Annotated in this window: 4 protein-coding genes and 1 pseudogene; all 5 read left to right on the top strand. The window is 68.3% G+C overall.

Annotated elements, in window-relative coordinates; genetic code table 11:
• Positions 1–123 precede the first annotated feature (123 nt).
• Positions 124–420 carry a hypothetical protein gene (locus AB0B91_RS63735; protein ID WP_231925819.1) on the top strand — a complete coding sequence of 99 codons (297 nt, stop codon included), beginning with the start codon at positions 124–126 and terminating at the stop codon, positions 418–420.
• Positions 421–634: 214 nt separating this feature from the next.
• Positions 635–2,197: an amino acid adenylation domain-containing protein gene (locus AB0B91_RS63740; RefSeq protein ID WP_172896599.1), complete on the top strand. Its 1,563-nt coding sequence runs from the start codon at positions 635–637 to the stop codon at positions 2,195–2,197.
• Positions 2,198–2,253: 56 nt separating this feature from the next.
• A complete protein-coding gene (locus AB0B91_RS63745) occupies positions 2,254–3,468 on the top strand; it encodes a polyketide synthase (protein ID WP_157747239.1) in 1,215 nt (404 codons plus the stop codon).
• Between the two features lie 808 nt (positions 3,469–4,276).
• A pseudogene (locus AB0B91_RS63750) lies at positions 4,277–4,462 on the top strand (acyl carrier protein); the annotation flags it as partial.
• 45 nt (positions 4,463–4,507) lie between these two features.
• Entirely contained in the window at positions 4,508–8,419 is a 3,912-nt protein-coding gene (locus tag AB0B91_RS63755; RefSeq protein WP_358342725.1) for a MupA/Atu3671 family FMN-dependent luciferase-like monooxygenase, read from the top strand.
• Positions 8,420–8,424 lie beyond the last annotated feature (5 nt).

Below are 8,424 nucleotides of genomic sequence, written 5' to 3' on the forward strand. Positions count from 1 at the left end.
GCCGCCGCCACGGCGGCTCGCGGGTCGGGCCCCGCAAGGGCGGCTCGCGGAGCACCCGGCCGACCGCGCGGCCGAGGCGGCAGGCATGGGCGGTCGGCGTCGGGGAATGGTGTCCGGATGAGGATGAGCAGCACCCCGGCCGTGGCGGCCTCCGGCGAGGAGACGGGCCCCGAAGGCGTACGGGAACCGGCCGGCGAGGTGCACGCCTGGCTGCCGGGGCAGAACCAGACCGTCTGCGGGCTGCCGCTCAGCCGGACCCGGCTGCGCCGCTTCCCGCACGTGCGGTTCGAGTACACCTCGACGGACGTGCTCACCGGGGCGGATCCGGTCGGCCGGATCTGCCCACGCTGTCTGGCCGCCTCCGCCGGCCGCCGCCGGGGCGGGCAGAAGAGCTGGGTCCGCCACTCGCCCCGCCCTTGACGGTCACAATCGCGACCTTGACCTCGACCGTCATTGGTGCGGACCTCAGATCGACCGGAGTCGGCTGTCCGCCGAGCAGCAGCAGGGTCCTTCTTCACTGCCGCTGGGCTTTCCCGCTCGGGTAGGACCGACATCCTGTCCGACAGGCCGGGGCGGTGGTGGTGGCGTCGTCTTCCTTGACAGGAGCGCCCGATTCACCGGTAGGTTCATGACGATGAGTTGGATCATGCGGTCGCTGGTGCAGAATGCTCAGCTGTATCCCCAGCGTGCCGCGCTGGTGGCGGAAGATGGGACGCTGACCTACAGCGCGCTCGTCCGGCGCGTGGCAGCCGCAGCGGGCGAGATGCAGCGTTGCGGAGTGCTCGATGGTGATATCACAGCCATCGCGCTCCGTCGTGGAACTCCCCAGATCATCACGGCGCTCGCGGCGATGTGGATCGGGGCACCGTTCGCGATCGTCGATGTTGACGAGGCGCCTGAACGTCGTCGAGCACAAATTCGCGCTTCCCTCGCGACGTGGCTCGTCGTAGAGGGGGAGGCGAATGCGGCGTACGCTGCCGAAGGCGTTCCGACGTTGCGCATCTCGACCGTCGAGGACACGGGCCCCGGCCCTGAGCTGGCCTCGCCCGACGTCGATGATGCCGCCTACATCGTCTTCACCTCCGGGACGACAGGTGCGCCCAAGTCGGTAGCTGTTCCGCACCGTGCCCTCAACAACTACTCGCAGTTCCTTTCCTCCGTGCTGGATCAGGTCAGATCGGTAGGCGCTCCGTTGTCGTGCGCCAGCGTGACCAGTTTTGCGACCGATCTGGGCCACACGGCGATCTTTCCGGCATTGGTCTCGGGCGACACGGTGCATCTCGTGGACAAGCCCACCATGATGGACCCGCTGGCATTCGGAAGCTACATGCGTGCGCACTCGGTTGACGTGCTCAAGTCGACGGCGTCGCACATTTCGGTGCATCTTGACCACGGTGCCCGCGATGTTCTCCCCCGCAAGCTCATGATCTTCGGTGGAGAGCCTCTGAGCTGGGATCTCGTCGACCAGGTGGCGCAGGATGGCACGTGCGAAGTGCTCAATCACTACGGCCCGTCCGAAACGACGATCGGGGTGCTGACCTACGCGGTCGATCCACGCCGAGAGGAGCATCGCTCGAGCGCTCACGTTCCGCTCGGAAAACCGATCGACGGAGTGTCGGTCGAAGTAGTGGGCGAGGACCTCCGCGCGGTGCGTCCGGGTGAAACAGGGGAACTCCTGGTCTGGGGAGAATGCGTGGCCCTGGGCTATCTGGGGTCACGGGACGCCACCCGTGCGCGCTTCGTGCCGCTCCCGTCGTGGCTCGGATCGTCTACCGCCGGCGCGCGACCCGCGATCGCATATCGAACCGGTGACACGGTTCGCCGGCTCGCCAGTGGCGACATCGAGTTTCTCGGGCGTAACGATCGCCAGGTCAAGATTCACGGTCAGCGAATCGAACTCGGCGAGGTCGAGGCCGCGCTGCGGCGATGCCCGGATGTGCGTAACGCCGTGGTCGTCCACGACAACGGCACAGGTCTCAGCGCGTACGTCATCCCGGCAGATCCGGCCAGCCCGCCGGATACGAAGTCGTTGCGGAGCCACCTTCGGGAAGAACTGCCGGTATCGGCGATACCGCGAGTCTTCACCGTGCTCGAGCATATTCCGCTGACGCTGAGTGGAAAGCTGGACGCGACCAGACTCGCGCTCGCGAGTGACCGAGTCAGTTCTGCGATACCGATCAGGCGCGGCGTCAACTAGGACGGCGTTCGGGTCGGTGTCCCGGTCGGCCGGGGGTGACGGTAGAGAGGGAAAGCATGAACGTACACGTCGTCGGAGCGTCGATGTTCCTTCCTGGGGGCGTGCGGAGCCGGGCGGATTTCGGCGCGGCACTGTTCGAGGACGAAGACCACGGTGACCGGGCCATCGCCTTCTCTGACGACGAACTCCGGACCGACTTCGCTCGGTTCCGGATCGCTCCACGTCAGGCCCGGGTCATGGATCCGCAGCACCTGCTGGTCCTGGACTGCGCCGAGCGCGCCCTGGAGGACGCCGGTATCCACCCGACGGACCTTGCGGGCAGCCAGACCGGCGTGTTCGTCGGGATGAGCGAATCGGACTTCGTGCACACACTCGACGTGGACAAGATCGCCGACAGGAACCGGTCGTATCTCGGTATCGGCAATGTCCGTGGGGCGGCCGCGGGCCGCGTCTCCTACACGTTCGACCTCCACGGCCCCAGCTGGCAGGTCGACACGACGTGCTCCTCCGGGCTCGTCGCCCTCCGCCACGGGATCATGGCGCTGGTCAGCGGCGACGCCGATCTCGCGCTCGTCATCGCGAGCCACCTGGTGCGAAGCGATTTCGGAAAGATGATCCGCGCGGTGACAGGGGCGCTCTCGGCGTCCAACAGTTGCCGGGCGTTCGACGCCAGGGCCGACGGATTCACCATTGGTGAGGGTGTCGTGGCTGTGGTTCTCGCGCCCGAGGGTTCCGGGGCGCGTTCGCTCGGGCGGGTGCACTGCGCGGTCAACCACGATGGCCGCACCGCGGGCCTGACCGTCCCGAATCTCAAAGCACAGCGCGACGTGCTCGAGCGCGCACTACGCATGAGCGGACTCGACGCCTCCGAGATCGACTACATCGAAGCGCACGGGACGGGGACTCCGCTCGGGGATCCCATCGAAGTCGCCGCACTCGCGGCGGCCTATCGCACTGCGGACCGCAAATCCCCGCTGCTCATCGGATCCAACAAGCCCCGATTCGGGCATCTTGAGTCGGCATCAGGGCTGCTGTCCCTGATGGTCGCGATCGAGGTCCTCGAGAATCAGCGTCCACCCGGCAGGACGGGCACGGGCCAACCCAGTGAGCTGATCCCCTGGGCAGAGCACAACATCCGGCCGGCATTCGGCGAGTTCGACCATCCTGACAAGATCGACAATGTGGGCGTCAGCGCGTTCGGTCTTTCCGGAACGAACGCTCACGCAATCGTCTCCCGGCCCAGGGGGACATCGGTCTGGAATTCGCTGTGAGGAGCCTGTCTCGCTCCGGCCACCAATTACGCGGCCTGCGGATGCCGGTCTACTGAGTGCGGGTGCCGAAGCGGCCGGGCGAGCACGTGTGTCGAGTGGGGTTGCGGCCGGGCGGGAATGGCCGGGCGGGAAGGGACTGGGCGACGATGCCGCCGTGTCTCCGACTGCCGGCATCGCCGTGGTGGAAGACGGAAAGTGCCGCTCACGTGCCGGCCTGTGATCGCCAGCCGCACGTCCGGCGGGCGGTCGTCGTCCCCCGACGACGATGCCGGGGCGATATCGTTCCGACATGCCGTAGGCGCGCTGGTTCTGCGCGTCGCTGCGTCTATAGGTGATGTCGCCAGAACTATAGATGGTGTTGCCAAATATATAGGTGATGCCGTCGGTCCTCTATCAGATCCTGCCCGTTGCAGTCAAGGAGCACAAAGTAGCGACAGGGGTCATCGGGTAGGCGGCTGAGGGCTGCCGCCGGTCATTCCGGCCGGTGACCAGCCATTTTGGCTAGGATACTCGGCCGATAACAGCTATCGCATCTTCACCGCCTTGTGCGGACATAGTTGGATGTCTTGTCCCGCACCGACTCCACACCGGACGTCAGAGTGTCGGGGAGGGTGCTGAGGGTTCGCTGGCATCAGCGGGCGAAGTGTTCCGTGGTGTGGGGGCGGGTGCTACCGTGAGCGCGATTCGCTGCGAGGGTGCACCGGGTGACTCAACAATCTCTGCGTGAGGCGGCCCATAAGGCGCCTTCGGCGGCTAACGCTTTCGTGCGTAGGCGACTGGAGGGGTTCGATTGCTGACTGAGGATGCCGTGGCTGGTCTTGTGGAGCAGTTGCTGGAGTTGGATCCGGGGTCGGTTGATCGTTCGGTGCCGTTGTTGGATCTGGGTGCTGATTCGTTGGTGTTGGTTGAGTTGTCGCGTGAGGTGAAGTCGCGGTTCGGGGTTGATGTTTCGGTTCAGCAGTTGCTTGAGGATGTGGTGACGGTTCGTGCTGTGGGGCGGTGGGTTTCGGAATCGGTGGTTCGGGGCGGCGGTGGCGTGGTGGCGTCGCAGCCGGTCGTGGTGAGTGGTGAGCCGTCGGCGACGCCTGCTGCCCGGGATGGCGCCGGTGAGATCCAGGAGGCGCCGGCGGCGCCGGCGGTGGAACGACCGGGGCACCAGCGGGACCGAGGCGCGACCTACGCCGCGGCCACCGTCGCTTCGCGTGCGCTCAGTCAGCGGAGCCAGGGGCACCTGTGCAACAACCGGAAGATCGCCCAGCGTGAGCACGAGGAGCGCGCGGCGTCCTATCCGATCTGGATCGACCGGTCGAGCGGCGCCCACGTGTGGGATGTCGACGGGCGGAAGCTGATCGACCTCACGATGGGTTACGGCGCTCACCTCTTCGGCCACAATCCCGACTTCGTCCGTGAGGCAGTCGAGCGGCAGATCGAGCGCGGGCTTCACATCGGCGCCGAGGTCGCGGAAACCGCGCAGGTGGCGCAGCTGCTCTGCGAGCTGACGCAGATGGACCGGGTGAACTTCTGTGTCACCGGAACCGAGGCGGTCTTCACCGCGATGCGCCTCGCCCGCGCCTACACGGGACGGTCACTCGTCGTTCTCCTGCAGGGCGCCTACCACGGTCACTCTGACTCCACCCTCTTCAGCCCGCGTCCGGGACGGCGCCGCGACCACCTGGCGACCCCGTCGTTTCCCGGTGTGTCCCCGGGCGCCGCGGAAGATGTCCGCGTACTGCCCGTGAGCGAGCAGTACCTGACCGCCTTCATGGCCGCGCACGGCGAGGAGGTCGCCGCCGTGGTGATGGAGCCCCGGCTGAACCAGTCGCCGGGCGTCGATCTCGGCTCGCTCGCGCGAGCGGCGCGGAGCCTCACCGAGAAGGCGGGCGCCCTTCTCGTGTTCGACGAGGTCCTCACCGGGTTCCGGTTCCACGTCCGGGGCTTCCAGGAGATCTATGGCGTCCGTGCGGACCTCGCCACCTACGGGAAGACGCTCGCCGCCGGTCTGCCGATGGCCGCCGTGGCGGGCCGTGCCGACATCATGGACCTGATCGACGGGGGGCCCTGGACCGACGAGGTGCGCGCCGACCCGGACCGCCTGTCGTTCACCGGGGGGACCTACGCGAAGCACCCGCTGTCCGTGGCCGCGGCGGGGGCGGTGCTGCGGCAGCTCGCCCGGGAGGGGGACGGCGTACTCGCCGAACTCAACGCCGCGGGCGAAGACCTGCGTGAGGCGATCGCGCGAGTCCTGGAGGACTCCGGCGTCGGCGTCCGCGTGCTGGGGACCGGGTCCTTCTTCCGCTTCGTGCCTGCGGCCTCGACGAGCTTCGCGTACGGCGGAAAGGCGTTCCACGAGTTCCGGCGGATGATGATCGCCGAAGGCGTACTCGTACCGGAGACGGGGAACTGCTTCCTGTCGCCCGCCCACACGGCCGATGTCCGCCGCGCCGTCCTCGATGCGGTCGCCGGCGCGACACAGCGGCTCGCCCGCGGCGGCGACGCTGAGGTCGCGCCTGAGAGCGGTCGGTCCCCGTCGGTGAGCCTCGCGCTGTTCGGCTTCGCGGCCAACGGCGAGAACGACATCTACTCGCGCCTGCTCGACCTGGTCGAAGTCGCGGAGGCCGAGGGTTTGGAGAACGTCTGGCTGCCCGAGCGTCACTTCGACGACTTCGCAGGGTTCTCGCCGAACCCGGCGGTGCTCGGCGCCATGGTCGCGATGCGCACCTCGCGGATCGGGATTCGGGCGGGCAGCAGTGTGCTGCCGCTCCACTCGGCGATGTCCGTGGCGGAGGACTGGGCGATGGTCGACGTCGCCTCCGGCGGGCGGGTCGGGCTCGGCGTGGCATCCGGCTGGATGAAGCGCGACTTCGTCCTCTCCGACGGGACCCACGCCGATCGCCGCGAGCTCTTCCGGACGCGTGTCGCGCAACTGGAGCGTCTCTGGCGCGGCGAAGCCCTCGCGATCGAAGGGGGGTCCGGCGAGCGTACGGAGGTCCGGCTGCACCCGCGCCCACTGAGCGAACTTCGACTATGGCAGGCGTGCGTCGGGTCGCCTGATTCGTTCTACGAGGCGGGCCGGGCGGGGCGCGGTGTGCTCACCAATCTGATCCAGCAGGACCTGGCCCAGCTCACCGGCAACCTCGAACGTTATCGGCAGGGACGGCGCGACGGTGGGCTCCCGCCGGACGGCGGAGACGTGACGGTCCTGCTCCACGCGGCGGTGTCCACGGACGAGGCGGCGGAGCAGCGGAACATGGAAGCGCTGGAGCGCTACATGTTCGCCACCTTCCGCAGCACGCACGACAACCCCGAACTGGTCTCGGTGGGCACCTGGGCGCCGCGTATGAAGGCGGCCGCGAGTCGGCTGCGCGACGGGCTGTCGCTCGTCGGCCCCGAGGAGGAGTGGTCGAAGCTGACCGCCGCGCTCGCCCGGCTCGGCGTGACCGACATCGCGTGTCTCGTCGACTTCCTGCCACCGGGGCAGGCGTGGAACGACACGATGCGAGCGCTCGGCCGGCTCAGCGAGCGGTTGGCGAGCACCACCACCGAAGTGGCGTCGACAGCGGAGCAGCCGACCGAACCGGCCGAGAAGATCGACGCGGTGCCGGGCGAGTCCGGTGGTGACCGTACGGAACCTCGGCCGGTGCACCAGCCCGATGCCGGGGTGGCCCACCGCGCGGATGAGGTGAAGCCCGTCGATTCGGCGGCGCGGGACCCGTTTCCCGTCTCGATCAGCCGAGCCGCCCGCGAGATCTGGGCCGCGTGTCAGATCAGCGCCGAGACGCGCGAGGCGTACGTCATCGACCGCACCTTCCTCATCTCCCCGGCAGTCGATCTCGACCGACTGCGGCGAGCCTATCTCGACACGATCGAGGCGCAGCCTGCCTATCGTCTACGCGTCAATACGGATGGCGTTGACGGGTGGGTGGAGCCGTTTGGCGAGGCGCATCGCCGGAGCTGGCAACTGATCGACGGGGTCGCGCAGTCCGTGGCAGACTTCGCTGCCGCCATCAGGGTGAGGTCGTCCGCCGAACCGCTCGACCCTGTCGCGCGTTGCGGCGTCCGGCTGACCTGCCAGCGCTCGGGCACCGGGGTGTTCGTCAACCTCCGCGCGTCGCATGTCGTCCTCGACGGGATGCGATTCGCCGAACTGCTCGACTCCGTCGCCGCGCGCTATCAGGGCAGGCCCGTCCAGGCGCTGGCGATCCCCCCGGTGGCGGAGTTCGACCGGGAGAGCAGGGAGCGGGACCGGGCGCACTGGACCCGGTGGGTGAACGCCCTGCCGGACGAGGCGTTCGAGACCGGGTTCGACGCGCGGACCCTCGACCGCCGTGGCTACCGGCTGTCGGGTCGCCTCGCCTCGGACCTGCGCGCGGGCCTCGCGTCGTACGCCCGCTCCGAGCGGTCGACGTCGTTCGCCGAGGCTCTCCGGGCGGCGGCGGAGATCATCGATGAGACGCTCGGACGTCACCACCTCTACGCGTTCCCTGCCAAGCCGTCGGTGGTGGAGTACGGCAGCTGTGCCGTGCTGGCGCCGTTCTGGCTGGGCCCGGTGGCCGGGGACGACCCGCGCCCCTCGGTCAAGGGCGCCGTCATGTCGGGGGTCGAACACGGCTCGCTCACCTTCCGTCAGGTGTTCAACGACGTCACCCGTCGCGTGCAGACGCCCACGGTGACGGTGTCGTGGGACAACCTCGAGGCGTTCGCACTGGGTGGCCACCAGGTCGACGAGGTGTCGATGCCCACCGACGTGGTCCGTTTCCCGCTCGCCGTGACCTTCACCCAGCGGCCCGGTGGCGACGTCGAACTGTCGATCGACGCGGCGCGGGCGTTCCTTCCGCAGGACCGGGGCGAACTGCTGCTCGCGCGGTTGATTCGCGGTCTCGAGGAGATGGAAATGCTTGGTTTGACCAGGTGGCTGCGCCAGGACCGCGACGAGGGACTGACTGAATCGTGATTGAC

This window comes from Nonomuraea sp. NPDC049141, from assembly GCF_040648415.1.
Taxonomy (GTDB): domain Bacteria; phylum Actinomycetota; class Actinomycetes; order Streptosporangiales; family Streptosporangiaceae; genus Nonomuraea.